This window comes from Paraburkholderia sp. J94 (assembly GCF_905220285.1).
GTDB lineage: Bacteria > Pseudomonadota > Gammaproteobacteria > Burkholderiales > Burkholderiaceae > Paraburkholderia > Paraburkholderia tropica_A.
Genome location: NZ_CAJMZH010000008.1, coordinates 312829 through 332225, shown reverse-complemented (window position 1 = coordinate 332225; position 19397 = coordinate 312829). Strand labels below are relative to the sequence as shown.

Genomic DNA, 19397 nt, shown 5'->3' with positions numbered 1-19397 from the left:
CTGGGGCTTTTTCATTGGAGGGCGCGAATCGCCCGGCGTGATTGTGGTCTGTGCGGTTGCACGATGTGCACAGAGCGCGCAGAGACGCACGATCTGCGCCTCGGGCAGACGCCAGCGCGCGCAATCAGGGCTAATGAGCGGTATAAAGTGGCGCCGATACCCCTCGGGAGGGCGCGCCCTATACTGCATGGGCCGGCGCCGGATCGAGCCGGTCCGCCCGGCGGGTTTCGACAGCTTGCGACCGCGCGGAACCTCACACACGGAGTTTCACGGTGACTCGAACAGAAACCAGGAACGGCGCGCTCGTGCTGTTTTCCGGCGGCCAGGACTCGGCAACGTGCCTCGCCTGGGCGCTCGACCGCTACGATACCGTCGAGACGCTCGGCTTCGATTACGGCCAGCGTCATCGCGTCGAACTGGAATGCCGTGAGGGCTTTCGCGCCGCGGTCGCGAGCACGTTCCCCGAGTGGGGCCAGCGCCTCGGCGACGATCACACGATCGACCTCTCCGTGCTCGGCTCGATCAGCGACACCGCCATGACGCGCGAAATCGAGATCGAAACGGCCGCGAACGGCCTGCCGAACACCTTCGTGCCGGGCCGCAACCTGATGTTCATGCAGATCGCCGCCGCGATCGCGTATCGACGCGGGCTCAAGGTGCTCGTCGGCGGCATGTGCGAGACGGATTTTTCGGGCTATCCCGACTGCCGCGACGACACCATGAAGGCGCTGCAGGTCGCGCTCAATCTGGGCATGGACAGCCGCTTCGTGCTGGAAACGCCGCTCATGTGGCTCGACAAGGCCGACACGTGGCGTCTGGCCGAAACGCTCGGCGGCGAAGCGCTCGTCGAGCTGGTGCGCGTGGAAACGCATACCTGCTACGTCGGCGAGCGCGCCGAGCTGCACGCATGGGGCTTTGGCTGCGGCGAATGCCCGGCATGCAAGCTGCGCAAGCGCGGCTACGAGGCTTATCTCGCGGGCGAGAACGTAACGGAAGCGCCGGTCTGATCCGACGACGGGCGCGCGCCGCGCAGGCAGTGCTCTAACAGACTGCGCGGCATTTGGAACGCGGCAAGAGCGAAGCGGCGCACGGGCGGCGCGCCTCGCGACGCGACGAGCGAGCTGAAAAGCTCGATGAGCGCCCGCCATCATGACGGCTCCCCACGAGCCCCGAGTCGATATCAGGCAGCAGCATGACTTACGCGGTAAAGGAAATTTTCTACACGTTGCAGGGCGAAGGCGCGAACGCCGGGCGTCCGGCCGTGTTCTGCCGGTTCGCCGGCTGCAATCTGTGGTCGGGCCGCGAGGAAGATCGCGAGTCGGCGCAATGCCGTTTCTGCGACACGGATTTCGTCGGCACCGACGGTGAGAACGGCGGCAAATTCCGCACGCCCGAGGAACTGGTCGCGAAGATCGCGTCGCTGTGGCCCGAAGGCGAGAACAACCGCTTCGTGGTCTGCACGGGCGGCGAGCCCATGTTGCAGATCGACCCGCCTTTCGTCGATGCGCTGCACGCGGCGGGCTTCGAGATCGCCATCGAAACCAACGGCTCGCTGCCGGTGCTCGACACCATCGACTGGATCTGCGTGAGCCCGAAGGCCGACGCGCCGCTCGTGGTCACCAAAGGCAACGAGCTCAAGGTCGTGGTGCCGCAGGACAACCAGCGTCTGGCCGACTACGCGAAGCTCGATTTCGAGTATTTTCTCGTGCAGCCGATGGACGGTCCGTCGCGCGACCTGAACACGAAGCTCGCCATCGACTGGTGCAAGCGTCATCCGCAATGGCGCCTCTCGATGCAGACGCACAAGTACCTGAACATTCCCTGAATTTGCCCCGGAAGCGCCGTGCTGACGATCACCCGAAAACTCGAATTCGACGCGGGTCACCGCATCCCCGACCACCGCAGCCAGTGCCGTAACCTGCACGGCCATCGCTACGTGCTCGAAATCACGCTGCAGGGCGACACCGTCGAGACGGAAGGCGCGCCCGACCGCGGCATGGTGATGGATTTCGCCGATGTGAAGTCGCTCGCGAACCAGCATCTCGTCGATCTGTGGGACCACGCGTTCCTCGTCTTCGAAGGCGACACGCAGGTGCGCGGCTTCCTCGAAACGCTGCCGGGCCACAAGACCGTCGTGATCGACCGCATCCCGACCGTGGAAAATCTCGCGGCCATCGCGTTCGAGATCCTCGCCAACGTGTACGACGCGCATTACGGCGTGAACCTGCAGCTGCACAAGGTGCGCCTGTACGAAACGCCCAACTGCTGGGCCGAAGTCGTCCGCGACTGATTTTCCGCTGATCCTCCGCTGATCTCCGCCGGCGCCCGCGCGCGCCGCGCAAGACGGGTTTTCCGTCCGTCCCCGCCTACTTTTGTCGCGGTATGATCGCTCCGGCAAGGCCTGCGCAGCTCGCGCGGCCCGACAACACAACGGAGCGAGACTTGCCGGCTGCCGCGCCGCCGGGCCACGAGGCCCGCGCGTGACGCGCGCATCGCGCACGCTCGCCGGGAGCACGGCGATGAGTACCTTCACCAATCCCCTCAAGGAACGCCTCAAGGACGGCGAGCCGCTGTATGGGCTATGGCTGTCGATGGGCAGCGAAACGGCCGCCGAAGCGCTCGCGCACGCCGGCTTCGACTGGCTGCTGATCGACATGGAGCACACGCCCAACGACAGCGGCGACACCATCGCGCAACTGCGCGCGATCGCGGCGGCGCATCTGCCGACCGAGCCCGTGGTGCGCGTGGCGGCGAACGAGCCGTGGCTCGTCAAGCACGTGCTCGACGCGGGCGCGCGCACGGTGATGTTCCCGAATATTGCCTCGGCGGCCGAAGCGGCGCGCGCGGTGAGCACCACGCGCTATCCCGACGCGCAGTCGCCGGACGGTCAGCGCGGCGTCGCGGGCGTGGTGCGCGCGGCGGCCTACGGCATGCGGCGCGACTATCTGCACGGCGCGAATGCGCAGATCGCCACGCTCGTGCAGATCGAATCGGCGGCGGCGCTGGCCGAGGTCGAGCAGATCGCGGCGGTGCCGGGCGTCGATTGCCTGTTCGTCGGGCCTGCGGATCTCGCGGCGAGCCTCGGCCATCTCGGCGACTCGAAGCACCCGGACGTGGTGGCCGCGATGACGCGCATCGTCGCCGCGGCGCGTGCTGCGGGCGTGGCGGCGGGCATCTTCGCGATGGACGCGGCGCAGGCGAAGCAGTATCGCGAGATGGGTTTCTCGTTTATCGCGCTGGCCGCCGACGTGATCTGGCTCGTGCGCGCCACGCGCCAGGCCTTGCAGGAGGCGCGCTCATGAGGCGTCCGAAGGGATGGGGCGAGTGTGCGGCGCGGATCGCGTTGGCGACGTCGGTGATGCTCGCGGTGTCTTGCTTCGGCAGCGCGGCGTTCGCGGCCGATAACGGTGCGAAGGTGGAAGCGAAGCAGGACGCGAAGCAGGACGCGAAGCAGGACGTGAAGCCCGCCACAAAATCCGCAGCAAAGCCCGCGATTTCAACCGCCGCAGCGGGCGCCGAAGACGATCCGCAGACGGCCAGCGCCGTCGCCGACTACAACGCGGGCAATCTCGCGGCCGCGCGCAAGGAGTTCCAGGCCGCGGCGGCGCGCGGCAACCGGCTCGCCGAATTCAACTACGCGATGATGCTCGTGAACGGCGAGGGCGGTCCCGCCGATGTGAGCGAAGGCCGCAAGTGGCTGCGCAAGGCCGCCGACGCGAACATGTCCCACGCGCAATACGTGTACGGAAAAATGTACGACGACGGTGACTTCGTCGAGCGCAATCCGGTGGAGGCGCATCAGTGGTTCCTGAAGGCCGCGAAGCAGGGCCACGTGCAGGCCGAACTCGCGCTCGCGAACCAGTTCCTCGACGGACGCGGCACCACGCGCGACAACAAGCAGGCGTTCTACTGGTACAAGAAGGCGGCCGAGGGCGGCGACATGACCGCGCAATACGTGACCGGCTCGTTCTACGAACGCGGCGGCGACGGCGTGCCGAAGAACCTCAACGTCGCGCGCGCGTACTACGCGGCGGCGGCGGCGCAGGGCGATCCGGTGGCGCGCCTCAAGTTTCAGCAGTTGAGCGAGCAATTGATGAAGTCCGCGCCCGCGCAGCCGCAGTGAAGTCGTCGTGAATCCACGCTAATTCGCGCCCAGAAATGACAAACGCGCCGGTGAGAACCGGCGCGTTTTGCTTTCTGCGTTTTTTGCGGTGCGATCAGCTTTGCATCAACCGCTTCTGGCGCCCGACGCTCATGATCAGCCCGATCGCGATGCCGAGCGTCGTCAGCGCGGTGCCGCCGTAGCTCATGAACGGCAGCGGCACGCCCACCACGGGCAGGATGCCGCTCACCATGCCGATGTTCACGAACGCGTAGGTGAAAAACGCCATCGTCAGCGAACCGGCCAGTAATCGCCCGAACAGCGTCGCGCCGTTGGCCGCGATATAGAGCCCGCGCGCGATCAGACACATGTAGAGCGTGAGCAGCACGATGCCGCCCGCCATGCCGAATTCTTCCGAGAACACCGCGAAAATGAAGTCGGTGTGCTTCTCGGGGATGAACTCCAGGTGCGACTGCGTGCCCTTGAGCCAGCCCTTGCCGAGCGGCCCGCCCGAGCCGATCGCGATCACGGCCTGAATCGTGTGGAAACCCTTGCCGAGCGGGTCGGAGGTCGGGTCGAGCAGCGTGCAGATGCGGTGCTTCTGGTAGTCGTGCATCAGCGGCCAGTTGACCTGCGGCTGGCAGATCTTGTCCTGGAACGCCGCGATCGAGGCCACCGCGATCACGCCCGCGATCAGCACCGGCACGATCAGCTTGAACGAGAGCCCCGCGAAATAAATCACGAACACGCCCGAGGCGAACACCAGCACGGCGGTGCCGAGGTCGGGCTGCTTGGCGATCAGGGCGACCGGCACGAGCAGGATCGCGAAACCCACCACGAAGTCGTACCAGCGCGTGACGCCCTCGCGGCGCTGGTAATACCAGGCGAGCATCAGCGGCGTGGCGATCTTGAGAATCTCCGACGGCTGAATGACCACGCCCACGTTGATCCAGCGTTTCGCGCCCTTGCGGGTGAGCCCGAATAGCGCGACCGCGATCAGTAACGCGATGCCGAAGGTGTAGATCGGCACCGCGAAACGCATCAGCGTATTGGGCGGCACGTTGGCGAGCACCCACATCAGCACGAAGGTGAGCATGATGTTGCGCAGCTGGTCTTCGACGCGGCCCGGCACATCGAGACTCGCGCTGTACAGCGTGACGATGCCCACGCACAGCAGCAGAAACACCGTGAGCGCGAGCGGGCGATCGAAGCCCAGGAACATCTTGCGCAGCGTGTCGAGCACGGCGCGCTTGTCGATCTTGTCGAACTGGAGGAGAGGCATGGTGTGTCCTTACTCGTCGGCGTTGCCCGTGGCGGCCTTGGGCGGCGGCGCGAGCGTGGCGTTGCCGGACTCGCCCGCATGGCGGCGCGGACGATGCGGGCCGGGGCCGAAATGGCGCGGCAGCGAGGCGGCGGCGGGACGCGCGGCGGCGCCGTCGTCGGCGACCGAGGTGCCGCCGTTCACGGCGTCGGCGCTATTGACGCTATCGGCGTTCGTGCCGGTGCCTGCGCTGTTGCCCGCGCTATTGCCTGCATTGGCGCGCGGGCTGGCGGTGTTGCCGGGCGCGGCGGGTTTGGCTTGCGGCGCGGCCGGCGCGCGCGCGCCGCTCGCGGCGGAGGCGTTCGACGCCGTCTCGGCGCTGGCGGCAGCCGAAGCCGCCGCAGCGGCCGATGCCGCTTCAGCCGCCGACGCCGCGCCGGGGAAGGGCAGCGGCGTGAAGCCTGCGGCCACCTTCACGCTCGACACGGGCGCGCTGGCGGGCGCGGCAGCCGAAGCGCCGCTCGCGCCCGAGGCGGCGGCAGCGCCGGATGCACCCGCGGCGCCCGCGACACCCGACGCCTCTTGCGCCTCGCCGCCGATCACGGGCGCGGACGCGTCCTGCGTCGCCGACGCGGCAGCGGCCACGGCCGCCTGTTCCGCACCCGGCTTCAGGCGGTCGACGAGCCAGTAATCGAGCACGCGGCGCGCGATCGGACCCGCCGACTGCGCACCCCAGCCGCCGTTTTCGACGATCAGCGCGAGCGCGATCGTGGGCTTGTCGGCGGGCGCGAAGGCCGTGAACAGCGCGTGGTCGCGCAGATGCTCGGCGACCGCGTGCGCCTGATACTTCGCGCCTTGCAGCGAGTACACCTGCGCCGTGCCGGTCTTGCCCGCCGAGGTGTACGGAGCGTTGCGGAACAGCTGATACGCGGTGCCCGACGGGTTCATCGTCACGTTTTCCATGCCGCGCTTCACGACGTCGATATCGGCCTGCTTCACGTCGAGCCGTCCGCTTTCGGCGGGCACGGTCAGATGTTCGGCCTTCGTGATCGGGTTCTCGATGGCCTTCACGAGGTGAGGCTTCATCAGAATGCCGTTATCGGCGAGCGTGGCCGTGGCGTGCGCGAGTTGCAGGATCGTGAACGAGTTGTAGCCCTGACCGATGCCGAGGCTGACGGTCTCGCCTTCGTACCACTTCTGCTGCTCGGGCTTGCGATAGGCCTTCCTCTTCCATTCGGTCGAGGGCAGGATGCCGCGCGCCTCGCCCGAAATGTCGATGCCGGTGAGCTGGCCGAAGCCCAGCGGCTTCATGAAGTTGGCGATGGCATCCACGCCCAGGTCGTGCGCGAGCATGAAGAAGTAGGTGTCGTTCGACACCATGATCGCCTTGTTCATGTCGACCCAGCCCTGGCCGGAGCGCACGTCGTTGTTGAAGCGGTGGCCGCCGAACATGTAGTAGCCCGGGTCCGAGAAACCCCATTGCGGCGTGCGCTTGTGCAGCGTGAGCGCGGCGAGCGCCATGAACGGCTTGTAGGTCGAGCCCGGCGGATAGGTGCCGTGCAGCGGACGGTTGAGCAGCGGGTGATCGGGCGAGTTGTTGAGTTCGTCCCAGGTTTGCTGGTCGATGCCGTCGACGAACGAATTCGGATCGAAGCTCGGCGCGGAAACGAAAGCGAGAATGTCGCCCGTCGACGGCTCGATCGCCACGAGCGCGCCGCGCTTGCCCGCGAAAGCCTGCTCGGCCACCTGCTGCAAGCCGATATCGATCGACAGCACGAGGTTGTTGCCCGGCGTGGCCTGGGTGCGCGAGAGCGTGCGCACCGGGCGGCCGCCCGCCGTCACTTCCACTTCCTCGAAGCCGGTCAGGCCGTGCAGCTCGGTTTCGTAGCTCTGCTCGACGCCGATCTTGCCGATGTAATCGGTGCCGTTGTAGTTGTTCGCATCGAGACGCGGATCGTAATGCTCGGGATCGCTGTCGTTCTTGTCGCTCATGTCGTCGATCCGTTCCTGGTCGCGCTGCGAGATGCGGCCGATATAGCCGATCACGTGCGCGGCCGTCGGACCGAGCGGGTATTGGCGGAACAGGCGCGCGCGCACTTCCACGCCGGGGAAGCGGAAGCGCTGCGCGGTGAAGCGTGCGACTTCGTCGTCGGTGAGGCGCGTGCGGATCGGCAGGCTCTCGAAGTTCTTCGAATCTTCGAGCAGCTTCTTAAAGCGGCGGCGGTCGCGCGCGTCGATCGGGATCACGGTCGAAAGCTGGTCGATCGTGTTGTCGAGCGTATCGGTGAGCTTCGACGGCGTGATTTCGAGCGTGTACGCGGAGTAGTTCTTCGCGAGCACGACGCCGTTGCGGTCGGTGATGATGCCGCGGTTCGGCACGATCGGCGCGACCGAGATGCGGTTTTCGTCCGCTTGCAGCGAGTATTTGCTGTGGTTCCAGACCTGCAGATAGAGGAAACGGAACGCGATCAGCCCGAAGCAGACGAACACGAACAGGCCCGCCGCCGCAACGCGCAGGCGGAACTTCGTGAGCTGCTGCTGAGTGTCCTTGAATTCGGTCATGCGATCAGGCGACGAGGCCCGCGCCTCGCGCGAGCGCTGCGGCGGGCCGGTAAGAAGAGTGAGTCATCGGGCGTCTTGCAACGGCGAGCGGCGCGCGGCCGCTCAGATGGGCCGCGTGTCGTCGGGATCGACGGGGCGGCGCTGCGGCAGCAGCAGCAGCACGCTCGTGACCGGCCACAGCACGGCCTCCACGAAACCGCTGATCAGATAGCCCCAGCCGGGGAACGACGCGCCCATCAACAGGCGGATCACGAACGGCACGACCTGCGCGCCCACGAGCAGCGGCGTGACGGCGAACATCTGCAGGCCGATCGACATCCACAGCACGCGGCGGTGGATCGTGATCGCGCCGAACGAGAGCAGCGTGTAGGCCAGCGCGTGTTCGCCGAGCAGATTGGCGTTGTGCACGTCCATCAGCAGGCCGAGGCAGAACGCGATGCCCATGCCGACCTTGCGCGGCTGATGGATGTTCCAGAACAGCAGCACGAGCGCGACGAAGTCGGGCACGCCGGGCAGCTTGCCCCACGGCAGCAGGTTCAGCAGGAACGCCGCCGCGAGACTGAACGCGATGAAGTACGGATTGACCGGTTGAAGAATGTATTGCGGACGCGGCATCAGTGACTGCCCCCTTGTGCGGCAGGCTTGGCCGGCGCGGGTGCCGGCGATTTCGCAGGCGCGGGCGCGGGTGCTGACGATTTCGCGGGCGCGGTGTTGCTCGTGGCGGCCGCCGCACTTGCGCCCGCGCCGGCGTTGGCGGCGGGCTTGGTGTCGGCTTTCTTGTCAGCGCCCTTGGCGGCCTTCTTCTTCGCTTCCTTGGCTTCCTTCGCGGCTTCGGCGGCAGCGGCATCGGCGGCTTCCACCGGATTCGGCGGCAGTTGCGCCGTGACATGCAGCACCAGCACCTGACGCGCGCCGCGCACGGCCGCGAGCGGCACGCACACCACGCGCGCGAAGGCCGTATCGGCCTGCTTGTCGACGCGCAGCACCTTCGCGACCGGCAGACCTTGCGGATACACGCCGTCGAGGCCGCTCGTGACGAGTTCGTCGCCGGCCTGCACGTCGGCGCTGATCGGCACGAAACGCAGATCGAGCAGATCGCCGCGCGCCGTGCCGTAAATCACGCTGCGCAGGCCCGTGCGGACGATTTCCACCGGCACGGCCTGATCCTTGTCGGTCACGAGCGTGACTTCGGATTGCATCGGGAACACGCGGGTGATCTGGCCGATCACGCCGTCTTCGGTCACCACGGGCGAGCCGTTCTGCACGCCCTGTTGCGAGCCGCCGCCGATCACGACCTTCTGCGTGAACGGATCGCGCGTGTCGTACTGGATTTCAGCGGGCGTGGTCTGCGCGCCGATGCGCTGCGACAGTTGCAGCAGCGCGCGCAGATGCGTGTTTTCCGCCGCGAGCGAGGCCGCCTCGTTGGCTTGCTGGGCGAGCTGGAGATTGCGCGTGTGCAGCTGCGTGTTGTCCTGACGCAGCGAGGCGCTCGTGACCGCGAGGTCGGCGGCGCCCATGAACAGGTCGCGCGGCACAAGCGCGGCGCGCTGCAACGGATAGAGGCCCGCGCCGAGCACGCCGCGCACGACTTCGAGCGTCTTGAAGCGGGCGTCGGAGACGAGCAGCGCGATCGACAGCACGACGAAGAACAGCAGTCGTGCGAGTGCCGATGGGCCTTGTTTGAACAGAGGCGGCGGACTGTATTCCATGGTCGGCGCCGGGGGCGTGAGCGGTTCGGTGAAACTAACGGTGAAACTGGCGGCGCGACGGCCGGGCCGTGAAGCGCGGCGCGAACGCCGCCTCAACACGGGCGGCGCGAACGGCACGGTCAGCGCGGACGGTGGAACGGGGCAGGGGCTGCCGCCACCGAACCGTCAACCGAGCGACAGTTTCACCCACTGCGGCGCGATAAGTCGCACCAGATGCGGCGCCAGATGTGACACCACATTCAGCGCCAGGTTCCAGAGCTGGGGCGCCGGATCGCAAATGCGCCGTTGCGCCCGCAGCGTAGGGCTGCACGCTTACTCGTACGAGAAGATGCTGCCGAGCTTGTCCATGCGCTCGAGCGCCATGCCCGAACCGCGCACGACGCAGGTGAGCGGATCTTCCGCCACCAGCACCGGCAGGCCCGTTTCTTCGGCCAGCAGACGGTCGAGGTCGCGCAGCAGCGCGCCGCCGCCCGTGAGCATCATGCCGCGCTCGGCGATGTCGGCGCCCAGTTCCGGCGGCGTTTGTTCCAGCGCGATCTTCACCGACGACACGATCTGGTTCAGCGGATCGGTGAGCGCTTCGAGGATTTCGTTGCTCGAAATCGTGAAGCTGCGCGGAATGCCTTCCGACAGGTTGCGGCCCTTGACTTCCATTTCCTTGACTTCGGAACCCGGGAAGGCCGAACCGATTTCCTTCTTGATGGCTTCGGCCGTTTGCTCGCCGATCAGCATGCCGTAGTTGCGGCGGATGTAGTTGACGATGGCTTCGTCGAACTTGTCGCCGCCCACGCGCACCGAACCCTTGTAGACGATGCCGCCCAGCGAGATCACGCCCACTTCGGTCGTGCCGCCGCCGATGTCGACGACCATCGAGCCCGTGGCTTCCGAAACCGGCAGGCCGGCGCCGATTGCCGCGGCCATCGGTTCTTCGATCAGGTAGACCTGCGAGGCGCCCGCGCCGTGCGCGGCTTCCTTGATCGCGCGGCGCTCGACCTGGGTCGAACCGCAGGGCACGCAGATGATGATGCGCGGCGACGGCGAGAACATGCGCGATTCGTGTGCAGTCTTGATGAACTGCTTGATCATCTGCTCGGTGACGGTGAAGTCGGCGATCACGCCGTCCTTCATCGGGCGGATGGCCTCGATGTTGCCCGGCACCTTGCCGAGCATCTGCTTGGCTTCCTTGCCGACTGCCTGAATGGTCTTTTTGCCGTTCGGGCCGCCTTCCTGGCGGATGGACACGACCGAGGGTTCGTCGAGGACGATGCCCTTGCCGCGCATGTAGATCAGGGTGTTGGCGGTGCCGAGGTCGATCGCGAGATCGTTGGAGAAGTAGCTACGCAGAAAACCGAACATTCAAAAATCCTGTCTCGCTGGTGGCCGACCTGTGGGACGAGCGGGTCACGGGCGGCAGCGGAAAAAATAACAGCCTCAGGACGGGCGGAAAGTGCCGCCGCGAGGAGCCTGAAACTGCGGGAATGGTGACCGGAGGCAACCCCGTTGCGCGCCTGCTGAGCACAAATTGCTGCGATCAGGGTTGAAAGGCGGGCGCAAGGCGGTCCGGGTTTGAGTCGAACGCGTAATGATACCTTATAATTTTGCCTGTTTTGCAGGATCCGAAGGTCAGTTTTTGACCGCGTCGAAGCTTTCTTCCACTGCCGGATCCGGCGCGATAAACCGCTGTTGCAGCACCGAATTTTCCGCACTGCTTCAGCCTCATTTTTTCCGGTGACCGCATGGCCCTGACCCTGACCGATGTGAAGCGCATCGCGCATCTCGCGCGCCTCGAACTGGCCGAAGCCGAGGCTGGCAATACGCTCGAGCGCCTGAATAACTTCTTCGGGCTCGTCGAGCAGATGCAGGCCGTGGATACCACGGGCATCGCGCCGCTCGCGCACCCGATCGAGCAGATCGAGGATGTCGCGCTGCGCCTGCGCGAGGACGCCGTGACCGAAACCGTGGACCGCGACGCCTTCCAGCGTCCCGCGCCCGCGGTGCAGGACGGACTGTACCTCGTTCCGCGCGTGATTGAGTAAACACGCTGGCATTTAGCGTCAATTTCGAAGAAATCCGAGTTATCGGACTTTAACTTCGCGGACTTTAACTTCGCGGACAGTCAGTTCCGCGAACGGCGGCACACCCGAAAGGCCGGGCGCGAGGCGCACCGGCGCGCAGCGCCCTCGCGGCGCGGCACGGAATGCGAAGCGCCGCCACGTTCTTCCAGGAATCACGCAATGCATGACAAAAGCTTGACCGAACTGCGCGCCGCGCTGGCTGCGAAGGAGTGCTCCGCAGTCGAACTGGCCCAGCATTTTCTGGGCCGGATTGAGGCGCATCAAGACCTGAACGCTTTCGTCGACGTCAATCCCGACGCGACGCTCGCCCAGGCCAAGGCCGCCGACGCGTTGCTGCATTCGGGCCACGCAGGCCCGCTCGCCGGCATTCCGCTCGCGCACAAGGACGTGTTCGTCACGCGCGGCTGGCGCTCGACGGCCGGCTCGAAGATGCTTGCAAACTATGTGAGCCCGTTCGACGCCACCGTGGTCGAGCGCCTCGAGCGCGCGGGCATGGTGACGCTCGGCAAGACCAACATGGACGAATTCGCGATGGGCTCGTCCAACGAGAACTCGCACTTCGGCGCCGTCAAGAACCCGTGGGACAAGAACGCGGTGCCGGGCGGCTCGTCGGGCGGTTCGGCCGCCGCCGTGGCCGCGCGTCTCGCGCCCGCCGCAACGGGCACCGACACCGGCGGCTCGATCCGTCAGCCCGCGTCGTTCACCGGCATCACGGGCATCAAGCCCACGTATGGCCGCGTGTCGCGCTACGGCATGATCGCGTTCGCCTCGTCGCTCGACCAGGGCGGTCCGATGGCGCAGAGCGCCGCCGACTGCGCGCTGCTGCTCAATGCGATGGCCGGTTTCGACGAGCGCGACTCGACGAGCCTCACGCGCGACGACGAAGACTACACGCGTCACCTCGGCCAGCAGTGGGGCGCGAACGCGAGCGCCGACAAGCCGCTCGCGGGCCTGCGCATCGGTCTGCCGAAGGAATACTTCGGCGCGGGCCTCGCCGACGACGTGCGCGCCAGCATCGACGCCGCGCTCAAGACCTACGAGTCGCTGGGCGCGACGCTCGTCGAAGTCACGCTGCCCAAGACCGAACTGTCGATTCCCGTTTATTACGTGATCGCGCCGGCGGAAGCCTCGTCGAACCTCTCGCGTTTCGACGGCGTGCGCTTCGGCCATCGCGCGGACCAGTACACCGACCTGCTCGACATGTACAAGAAGTCGCGCGCGGAAGGCTTCGGCCCCGAAGTGAAGCGCCGCATTCTGGTGGGCACTTACGTGCTTTCGCACGGCTACTACGACGCGTACTACCTGCAAGCTCAGAAGATCCGACGCATCATTGCGCAGGACTTCCAGGAAGCGTTCAAGCAGTGCGACGTCATCATGGGTCCGGTCGCGCCGAGCGTGGCGTGGGATCTGGGCGCGAAGGGCGACGATCCGCTGCAGATGTACCTCGCGGACATCTACACGCTGTCGACCAGCCTCGCGGGCCTGCCCGGCATGAGCGTGCCGTGCGGCTTCGGCGCGGGCGCGAACGCGCAACGTCCGGTCGGTCTGCAGATCGTCGGCAACTATTTCAACGAGGCCCGCATGCTGCAGGTCGCCGACGCTTTCCAGCGCGCGACCGACTGGCATCGCAAGGCGCCGGCAGGGGTGTGAACATGGCAACACAATGGGAAGTCGTTATCGGTCTTGAGACGCACGCGCAGCTGTCGACGGTCTCCAAGATCTTCTCGGGCGCTTCGACGCAATTCGGCGCGGCGCCCAACACGCAGGCCTGCCCCGTCGATCTCGCGCTGCCGGGCGTGCTGCCGGTGATGAACCGCGGCGCTGTCGAACGCGCGATCCAGTTCGGCCTCGCGATCGGCTCGACGATCGCGCCGCGCAGCATCTTCGCGCGCAAGAATTACTTCTACCCGGATCTGCCGAAGGGCTATCAGATCAGCCAGTACGAGATTCCGGTCGTGCAGGGCGGTCAGATCACGATCCAGGTTCCGGCCAACGAAAAGGCCGGCAAGGAAGCCTACGAGAAGACCGTCAACCTCACGCGCGCGCATCTGGAAGAAGACGCGGGCAAGTCGCTGCACGAAGACTTCGCGGGCATGACGGGCATCGACCTGAACCGCGCGGGCACGCCGCTGCTCGAAATCGTCACGGAACCTGAAATGCGCAGCGCGGCGGAAGCCGTGGCCTACGCGAAGGCGCTGCACACGCTGGTCGTGTGGCTCGGCATCTGCGACGGCAACATGCAGGAAGGTTCGTTCCGCTGCGACGCGAACGTGTCGGTGCGTCCGGTCGGTCAGAAGGAATTCGGCACGCGCGCCGAAATCAAGAACCTGAACTCGTTCCGCTTCCTCGAAGAAGCCATCCAGTACGAAGTGCGTCGTCAGATCGAGCTGATCGAAGACGGCGGCACGGTGGTGCAGGAAACGCGCCTCTACGACCCGGACAAGCGCGAAACGCGTTCGATGCGCAGCAAGGAAGACGCGCACGATTACCGCTATTTCCCCGACCCCGACCTGATGCCGCTCGTGATCGACGCGGCGTGGGTCGAGCGCGTGAAGGGCGAGATGCCGGAACTGCCGGAATCGATGCAGGCGCGCTTCGTCGAGCAGTACGGCCTGACCGCGTACGACGCGAACGTGCTGACGTCGAGCAAGGCGATGGCCGCGTACTTCGAGGCCGTGGTCGCGAAGGCCGGCGCCGCGCAGGCGAAGGCCGCCGCGAACTGGCTGATGGGCGAAGTCTCGTCGCAGCTGAACCGCGAAGACCTGGGAATCGGCGAGTCGCCGGTTTCGGCCGCGCAGCTGGCGCTGCTGCTCGCGCGCATCGCCGACGGCACGATCTCGAACAAGATCGCCAAGGAAGTGTTCCAGGCGATGTGGGACGAGAAGGCCACCGACGAAGCCGCGGCCGACCGCATCATCGACGCGAAGGGTCTCAAGCAGATTTCGGATACCGGCGCGCTCGAAGCGATCATCGACGAGGTGCTCGCCGCGAACCCGAAGTCGGTCGAGGAATTCCGCGCGGGCAAGGAAAAGGCGTTCAACGCGCTGATCGGCCAGGCGATGAAGGCCACGAAGGGCAAGGCCAATCCGCAGCAGGTCAACGAGCTGCTCAAGAAGAAGCTCGGCTGATCGTCTTGCGGCCTGTCGGCTGAAACGCGGGCGCACGGGCGGATCGAATCGCCCTGCGCCCGCGCCTGTCTTGACGACGCGTCTGTCACGGCGCACGAATCCAGCAGCGGTCACCCGAACCACGAGGAGAGCAGAGCATGGCGAAGTCACCGTCCCCGTCCCCGAGTCTCGACGATTACCGCGTGCCGTACTTCGGCGACAAGAAAGCCGACAAGTTTTCGCTGACCGATTTCGATCCGTCCGCCAAGCCGTTTTCCACGGGCAGCAAGGAAGGCGACCGCGACCATCTCACCGAGGTCGGCGAGAAGATCGACGTGCAGCAGGAACGCCTGCATGCGCAGCGTCACGACCGCGTGCTGCTGGTCCTGCAAGGCATGGACACGAGCGGCAAGGACGGCACGATCCGCGGCGTGTTCCACGAAGTCGATCCGCTCGGCCTGCGCATCGTGGCGTTTCGCGCGCCCACGCCCATCGAGGCGTCGCGCGACTTTCTCTGGCGCGTGCATCTGCAGGTGCCGGGCGCGGGCGAGCTGGCGATCTTCAACCGCAGCCATTACGAGGACGTGCTGGTGCCGCGCGTGCTCGGCCAGATCGACGCGGACGAATGCGAGCGCCGCTACGCGCAGATCCGCGACTTCGAGCGCATGCTCGCCGAGACCGGCACGACCATCATCAAGTGCATGCTGCACATCTCGAAGGACGAGCAGAAGCGCCGCATCCAGGCGCGCATCGACGATCCCACGAAGCACTGGAAGTTCGATGTCTCCGACCTCGAAGCGCGCAAGCATTGGGACGCGTATCAGGCTGCGTATCACGACGCGCTCGCGGCCACGTCCACCGACTACGCGCCGTGGTACGTGATTCCCGCCGACTCGAAAACGCATCGCAACGTGATGGTGGCCGAGCTGCTGCTGCGTCTGATGGACGGCCTCAAGCTCGAATTTCCGCCCGCCAAACCCGAACTCAACGGCATGAAGATCGAGTGAACTCGACTGAGCGCCCGCAACGCCAACAACGCAAACTTCAAGGAAACACAACATGCTGCGTGTGATCACCGCGAACCTCAACGGCATCCGCTCGGCGGCGAAGAAAGGCTTCTTCGAATGGTTCGGCGACCAGAAAGCCGACGTGCTCTGCGTGCAGGAAATCAAGTGCTCGCAGGACGACATGACGCCCGAATTCCTCGCGCCGCACGACTTCAAGGGCTATTTCCAGCACGCGGTGAAGAAGGGCTATAGCGGCGCGGGCGTCTACACGCGCCACGAGCCGGACGACGTGATCATCGGCTTCGGCAGCGAGGAATTCGACGCCGAAGGCCGCTACGTGGAAGCGCGCTTCGGCAAGCTTTCCGTTATTTCGGTGTACGTGCCGTCGGGTTCGAGCGGCGAGGAGCGCCAGGCCGCCAAGTACCGCTTCATGGACGCGTTCATGCCGCATCTGGCCGAACTCAGCCGCGAGCGCGAAGTGGTCGTATGCGGCGACGTGAACATCGTCCACAAGGAAATCGACATCAAGAACTGGAAGGGCAACCAGAAGAACTCCGGCTGCCTGCCCGAAGAACGCGCGTGGCTCACGCAGCTGTTCGACGACGTGGGTTACGTGGACGTGTTCCGCACGCTCGACCAGCGTCCCGAGCAGTACACGTGGTGGAGCAACCGCGGCCAGGCGTACGCGAAGAACGTGGGTTGGCGTATCGATTACCAGATCGCCACGCCGGGCATCGCGGCGACGGCGAAAGACGTGTCGGTGTTCAAGGAGATCAAGTTCAGCGACCACGCGCCGCTGACGATCGACTACGACTGGAAGATGAAGAAGTAAGCGCGCGTCGTTACGCGATTGTCGTTAATCGCGGGCAAAAAAATGGGCGCTTCGGCGCCCATTTCGTTTTGCAGATGCAGAGGATCACGCGGATCAAGCGCGCGCCGCGCTCAAGGCGACGCCACCACCTTGCGCTTCTGCACCGCCGGCATGCCCTCGTAATCGGGCAGTGCAGCGAGCGGCTTGCCGATGGCCTTGGCGTAGAGCGGCATCATGTCGGCCAGACGCTTGGCGATGTCGGCGCGCCGCGCGGGCGTGTACGGATGCACGTAGATGAAGCCCTGATCGCGATCGGCGCGCGTGACCATCGCGAGCTTGTCCCAGAGCGTGAGCGCGGCGCGCGGATCGAAGCCCGCGCGCGCGGCGATGTCGCTGCCGATCACGTCGGCTTCGGTTTCGTCGGCGCGGCCATAGTGCATCTCGACGAGCCGCGAGCCGATGCCGAGCGGGAACATGCCGAGATCCGCGAGACCGAACAATTGCGGCACTGCGCCCGATTCGATCTGCGCGGCCTGCTGTTCGCCGAGGCGCTCGCGCACGTGCTCGCGCACCGCATGCGCGATCTCGTGGCCGAGCAGCATGCCGAGTTCGTTGTCGTTGAGCTTCACGCGGTCGAGCAGGCCGCCGTACACGACGATCTTGCCGCCCGGCAGGCAATACATGCGGATGTCGGGCGAGCGCACCACGGCCACTTCCCACTTCCACGATTTGACGCGGTCGCTCCACTTGAGCGCGTAGGGCGCGAGCTTGTCGACGAGCTGGCGCACGTGCTGCACGTGCGGATCGCTATCGGGATAGAGGCGGTTCGAATGGGCCGCGCCGCGCACGATCTCGTTGTATTCGGCGGTGGCCTGCGCTTCGAGCATCGGCGACGGAATCAGGTTGCGGAACACCGCGATGTTGCCGAAGCGGACCACGCGGCCGGTGTTCGGCGCGCCGTTTTGCGCGCTGCCCGATGTGACGTTCGGCGCGGCGCTGCCCGCGCTGGCGCCAGCCGATGCGCCGCTGGTCGCCGCGCCCGCCGAGGCGTTCGGCTCCGCTGCCGGCATGGACGTGGCGCTGGCCGAGTTCGCGGCGGGATTCTCCGCGGCGTGCGCCGCCTGGCCGAAACTCGCCTGCAGCGCGGCGGCGAGCGTCAGCGCGAGCGCGCGCAGCGCGGTGCGAAGGTGTGGACGCTGTCGATCCGCCGCGCCGCGCGCATCGCTTCCTCCCGGACGGCATGGCGTCGATCGGGAAGCGAAAACTGCTGGCTGAAGCGGGGTCACGACCGGTTTCTCCACGGGGCGATACGAATGAGCAGGAGCATACCCGGTACGGCGAGCAGCGTGCAGACGACGAAGTAATCGAACCAGCCAATTTTAGCGACGACATAACCGCTTGCGGCGGACGCGAGCGTGCGCGGAATCGAGGCGAGGCTCGTGAACAGCGCGAACTGCGTGGCGGTGTAGCGCGGATCGGTGGTGCTGGCGATATAGGCCGTGAACGCGGCGAGCGTGAGCCCGGTCGCGAAGGTCTCGAAGCCGTAGACGAGCGCGAGCGCCACCGCGCGCGGATCGAGCGTGAGCTGCGTATGCGCGCCGAACACGCTCGTGACCTGCGCAACGCCGTGGCTCACCGCGACCACCACGTCGTAGATCGCCGCGAGCGAGGGCGAGCCCGGCCCGAGCTGCGCGAGCCACGCGAAGCCGAGCGTCGAGACCATCTGCAGGAAACCGAAAATCCACAGGCCGCGCCCGATGCCGATCTTCACCAGCGCGATGCCGCCGAGAATGCCGCCCGCGAGACTCGCGCCGAACGCGGTCATCTTGGCGATCACGCCGATCTCGGTGCGCGAATAGCCGATGTCGAGAAAGAACGACGTCGAGAGCGTGGTCGCCATCGTGTCGCCGAGCTTGTAGAGGAAGATGAACGCGAGCACGAACAGCGCGGCGGCGAGGCCGTCGCGGTTCACGAATTCGGCGAACGGCTGCACGATGGCTTCGCGCAGATTCTTCGGCGGCGCGCCGTGAATCTCGGGTTCCGTCACGACGAGCGAGAGGATCATGCCCGGAATCATGAACGCGGCCGTGACCACGAACACCGTGCTCCACGGCAGATGATCGGAGAGGATCAGCGCGAGCGAGCCGGGCACGAGCGCCGCGATCTTGTACGCGTTCACGTGGACCGCGTTGCCCAGACCCTGTTCGGTGTCCTTGAGCAGTTCGCGCCGGTAGGCGTCGACCGAAATGTCCTGGCTCGCGCCGAAGAACGCGACCAGCGCGGTGAGCGCGGCGACGGTCCAGATCGAGTCTTTCGGGGAGACGAAACCGAGCGCGGCGATCGCGCCCGCCACGAGAATCTGCGTGACCAGCATCCAGCCGCGCCGACGGCCCGGCTTCCAGCCCGGCAGGCGCGGCACGTAGCGGTCCATCAGCGGCGCCCAGACGAATTTCCACGTATAGGGAAACTGGATCAGCGCGAAGAGGCCGATTTCCTTGAGATTGACGCCCTCGGAGCGCAGCCACGCCTGCACGAGATAGACGAGCGTGAACAGCGGCAGCCCCGAGGTGAAGCCCAGAAACACGCAGATCAGCATGTGCCGGTTCAGGTACGCGCGCCAGCCCGGATGATCCTCGTGAGCGTCGACGTCGTGCGCCTCGTGGGCGTCGTGCGCTTCGTGCAGTTGCGCTGCGGGCGCGTGGCGCGCCTCGTTTGCGTCCTGAGTGGTGGCCTCTTGGGGCGGATTCGGCATGTCGTCGGGCG

The 19397-nt window shown here is 66.2% G+C and carries 17 protein-coding genes; 10 read left to right on the top strand and 7 right to left on the bottom strand.

Annotation, left to right across the window (positions count from 1 at the left end; genetic code table 11):
- Positions 1–272 precede the first annotated feature (272 nt).
- The 5 genes from queC (at position 273) to U4Y88_RS19480 (ending at position 4123) form a co-directional block, all read left to right on the top strand.
- On the top strand, positions 273–1007 hold the full coding sequence (queC, locus tag U4Y88_RS19500; RefSeq protein WP_224012363.1) for a 7-cyano-7-deazaguanine synthase QueC: 735 nt from the start codon (positions 273–275) through the stop codon (positions 1005–1007).
- A gap of 185 nt (positions 1008–1192) precedes the next feature.
- Positions 1193–1825: a 7-carboxy-7-deazaguanine synthase gene (gene queE / locus U4Y88_RS19495; protein WP_321785731.1), complete on the top strand. Its 633-nt coding sequence runs from the start codon at positions 1193–1195 to the stop codon at positions 1823–1825.
- A gap of 21 nt (positions 1826–1846) precedes the next feature.
- Positions 1847–2290, top strand: a complete 444-nt coding sequence (gene queD / locus U4Y88_RS19490; protein WP_110325590.1) for a 6-carboxytetrahydropterin synthase QueD — start codon at positions 1847–1849, stop codon at positions 2288–2290.
- Positions 2291–2519: 229 nt separating this feature from the next.
- Positions 2520–3302 carry an HpcH/HpaI aldolase family protein gene (locus tag U4Y88_RS19485; protein WP_321785729.1) on the top strand — a complete coding sequence of 261 codons (783 nt, stop codon included), beginning with the start codon at positions 2520–2522 and terminating at the stop codon, positions 3300–3302.
- Complete coding sequence (locus tag U4Y88_RS19480) at positions 3299–4123, top strand: tetratricopeptide repeat protein (protein ID WP_321785727.1); 825 nt, start codon at positions 3299–3301, stop codon at positions 4121–4123. Before U4Y88_RS19485 ends, U4Y88_RS19480 begins: the two co-directional genes overlap by 4 nt.
- A 94-nt stretch (positions 4124–4217) precedes the next feature.
- Here the strand turns inward: U4Y88_RS19480 and rodA are convergent, their stop codons facing one another.
- The 5 genes from rodA to U4Y88_RS19455 form a co-directional block, all read right to left on the bottom strand.
- Positions 4218–5384, bottom strand: coding sequence for a rod shape-determining protein RodA (gene rodA / locus U4Y88_RS19475; RefSeq protein WP_065061839.1), 1167 nt, complete (start codon positions 5382–5384; stop codon positions 4218–4220).
- Positions 5385–5393: 9 nt separating this feature from the next.
- A complete protein-coding gene (mrdA, locus tag U4Y88_RS19470) occupies positions 5394–7925 on the bottom strand; it encodes a penicillin-binding protein 2 (protein WP_321785725.1) in 2532 nt (843 codons plus the stop codon).
- Between the two features lie 102 nt (positions 7926–8027).
- The gene (gene mreD, locus U4Y88_RS19465) at positions 8028–8540 is read right to left on the bottom strand and encodes a rod shape-determining protein MreD (RefSeq protein WP_065061841.1); all 513 of its coding nucleotides are present in this window, start codon (positions 8538–8540) and stop codon (positions 8028–8030) included.
- Positions 8540–9634, bottom strand: coding sequence for a rod shape-determining protein MreC (mreC, locus tag U4Y88_RS19460; protein WP_321785723.1), 1095 nt, complete (start codon positions 9632–9634; stop codon positions 8540–8542). The genes mreD and mreC overlap by 1 nt, the downstream gene beginning before the upstream one ends.
- A 312-nt stretch (positions 9635–9946) precedes the next feature.
- Entirely contained in the window at positions 9947–10990 is a 1044-nt protein-coding gene (locus U4Y88_RS19455) for a rod shape-determining protein (protein WP_004189550.1), read from the bottom strand.
- A 380-nt stretch (positions 10991–11370) separates the two neighbouring features.
- On the opposite strand from U4Y88_RS19455, the gene gatC reads away from it, so the two are divergent.
- From gatC to U4Y88_RS19430, 5 genes are all read left to right on the top strand, one after another.
- Positions 11371–11670 carry an Asp-tRNA(Asn)/Glu-tRNA(Gln) amidotransferase subunit GatC gene (gene gatC / locus U4Y88_RS19450; RefSeq protein ID WP_028217261.1) on the top strand — a complete coding sequence of 100 codons (300 nt, stop codon included), beginning with the start codon at positions 11371–11373 and terminating at the stop codon, positions 11668–11670.
- Positions 11671–11868: 198 nt separating this feature from the next.
- Positions 11869–13359 carry an Asp-tRNA(Asn)/Glu-tRNA(Gln) amidotransferase subunit GatA gene (gene gatA / locus U4Y88_RS19445; protein ID WP_310632859.1) on the top strand — a complete coding sequence of 497 codons (1491 nt, stop codon included), beginning with the start codon at positions 11869–11871 and terminating at the stop codon, positions 13357–13359.
- A 2-nt stretch (positions 13360–13361) separates the two neighbouring features.
- Positions 13362–14837 (top strand): Asp-tRNA(Asn)/Glu-tRNA(Gln) amidotransferase subunit GatB, encoded by a 1476-nt coding sequence (gatB, locus tag U4Y88_RS19440; RefSeq protein WP_224012370.1) that lies wholly within the window; start codon positions 13362–13364, stop codon positions 14835–14837.
- Between the two features lie 137 nt (positions 14838–14974).
- Complete coding sequence (locus tag U4Y88_RS19435; RefSeq protein WP_321785721.1) at positions 14975–15823, top strand: PPK2 family polyphosphate kinase; 849 nt, start codon at positions 14975–14977, stop codon at positions 15821–15823.
- Positions 15824–15875: 52 nt separating this feature from the next.
- Entirely contained in the window at positions 15876–16655 is a 780-nt protein-coding gene (locus U4Y88_RS19430; protein ID WP_224012372.1) for an exodeoxyribonuclease III, read from the top strand.
- 110 nt (positions 16656–16765) lie between these two features.
- Here U4Y88_RS19430 and U4Y88_RS19425 read toward each other — a convergent pair whose 3' ends face one another.
- A complete protein-coding gene (locus U4Y88_RS19425; protein WP_321785719.1) occupies positions 16766–17920 on the bottom strand; it encodes a M48 family metallopeptidase in 1155 nt (384 codons plus the stop codon).
- On the bottom strand, positions 17917–19386 hold the full coding sequence (locus tag U4Y88_RS19420; RefSeq protein WP_321785717.1) for an AmpG family muropeptide MFS transporter: 1470 nt from the start codon (positions 19384–19386) through the stop codon (positions 17917–17919). The genes U4Y88_RS19425 and U4Y88_RS19420 overlap by 4 nt, the downstream gene beginning before the upstream one ends.
- Positions 19387–19397 lie beyond the last annotated feature (11 nt).